1 protein-coding gene and 2 tRNA genes are annotated in these 1,959 nt (G+C 52.0%); 2 read left to right on the top strand and 1 reads right to left on the bottom strand.

All coding sequences use genetic code 11. From position 1 onward, the window contains the following. Window positions 1-46 precede the first annotated feature (46 nt). Window positions 47-1,462 (bottom strand): glutamate--tRNA ligase, encoded by a 1,416-nt coding sequence (gene gltX, locus FDX03_RS04285; RefSeq protein ID WP_048210996.1) that lies wholly within the window; start codon window positions 1,460-1,462, stop codon window positions 47-49. A gap of 258 nt (window positions 1,463-1,720) precedes the next feature. Here gltX and FDX03_RS04280 point away from each other — a divergent pair. Continuing rightward, a tRNA-Val gene (locus tag FDX03_RS04280) sits at window positions 1,721-1,796 on the top strand. Between the two features lie 46 nt (window positions 1,797-1,842). Continuing rightward, window positions 1,843-1,918, top strand: a tRNA-Val gene (locus FDX03_RS04275). Window positions 1,919-1,959: the final 41 nt, after the last annotated feature.

The raw sequence follows: 1,959 nt of genomic DNA, 5'->3' as shown, positions 1-1,959 counted from the left end.
AAACGGCAGGATGCACTCCTGCCGTTTTTTTATCGATCACTCTGCCTTACTGCTGACTTTCACGCTCAGCAATAAACGCGAGCGCCTTGTTAATACGTTCAATGCTGCGAGATTTACCAATCGCATGCACCGTAACGTCTAACGCCGGAGACTGACCCGCACCGGTTACGGCTACGCGCAGCGGCATCCCGACTTTACCCATGCCCACTTCCAGCTCATCAGCGGTTGCCTGAATCGCGTGGTGCACGTTTTCCGCGGTCCATTCACTGATAGCAGCCAGTTTGTCGCGAACCACTTCCAGTGGCTGACGCGCAACCGGACGCAGGTGTTTCTTCGCCGCATCGGCATCGAACTCAGCAAAGTCTTCATAGAAATAGCGGCAGCTCTGCGCCATCTCTTTCAGCGTCTTGCAGCGTTCACCCAGCAGTTTTACCAGCTCAGACAACTGCGGGCCGACGCGCGTATCGATATTTTCCTGCTCAATGTGCCACTGCAGATGCGTCGCCACATATTCTGGCGCCAGTGCATTAATGTAGTGGTGGTTCAGCCACTGCAGTTTTTCAGTGTTAAATGCGCTCGCAGACTTGCTCACCGCACCAAGAGAGAACAGCTTGATCATTTCTTCACGGGTGAAGATCTCCTGATCACCGCTGGACCAACCCAGACGTACCAAATAGTTCAGCAACGCTTCCGGCAGGTAGCCGTCGTCGCGATACTGCATCACGCTGACCGCACCGTGACGTTTAGAGAGTTTTTTGCCGTCGTCGCCGTTGATCATCGACACGTGCGCGTAAACCGGCACCGGCGCGTTCAGCGCTTTCAGGATGTTGATCTGACGCGGGGTGTTGTTGATATGGTCTTCACCACGAATGACGTGGGTGATTTCCATATCCCAGTCATCAACAACGACGCAGAAGTTATAGGTCGGGGAACCATCTGTACGGCGGATGATCAGGTCGTCCAGCTCCTGGTTGCTGAATTCGATCGGCCCACGGATCTGATCATCAAAAATAACGGACCCGTCCTGCGGGTTAGCAAAACGCACCACGCAAGGTTCATCAGCAGCGTGATGTTCGTGACCGTGACGGCAGCGACCGTCGTAACGTGGTTTTTCACCTTTTGCCATCTGTTCTTCACGCAGCTGTTCCAGACGCTCTTTGGAGCAGTAGCATTTATATGCCGTCCCCGCTTCCAGCATCTCATCGATGACAGCATTGTAACGGTCAAAACGTTTAGTCTGGAAATACGGGCCTTCATCCCACTCCAGATTCAGCCAGTTCATGCCATCCATAATGGCTTCAATAGCTTCCGGCGTGGAGCGTTCGAGATCGGTGTCTTCAATACGCAGCACAAACTCACCGCCATGGTTACGTGCAAAAAGCCAGGAATAAAGAGCAGTACGCGCACCGCCGACGTGCAGGTAACCTGTCGGGCTTGGCGCGAAGCGAGTTTTGATTTTCATGAAATGGCCTTACGTTTATAAAGATGCCGACAACCGGCAAATCCAGGGAAGATTATCAGGCTGGTATTCTATCACTGTGGTCTGATTCCTCAATGTTCATCGGGTTGGAACATCACGCTTTGCCATTTTCGTATACAAATCATGCTGCATGGATTGATTTGCGATCGTTTTGTTTAAATTTACGACGAACGAACAAATTCTTTAGAAAATGCGTTGACTCATTTTCAACTCTCCCTATAATGCGACTCCACACAGCGGGGGTGATTAGCTCAGCTGGGAGAGCACCTCCCTTACAAGGAGGGGGTCGGCGGTTCGAACCCGTCATCACCCACCAACTACTTTATGTAGTCTCCGCCGTGTAGAACAAGAAATTGAGAAGTGGGTGATTAGCTCAGCTGGGAGAGCACCTCCCTTACAAGGAGGGGGTCGGCGGTTCGATCCCGTCATCACCCACCACTTTCTCGCCAGCTGGATTTCTTGTTAAAATGTGAAGTACC

The sequence above is a fragment of the Citrobacter sp. wls827 genome, from assembly GCF_005280875.1.
GTDB lineage: Bacteria > Pseudomonadota > Gammaproteobacteria > Enterobacterales > Enterobacteriaceae > Citrobacter > Citrobacter youngae.
The sequence above is the reverse complement of the archived record's forward strand: the minus strand, read 5'-3'. Positions and strand labels throughout refer to the sequence as shown.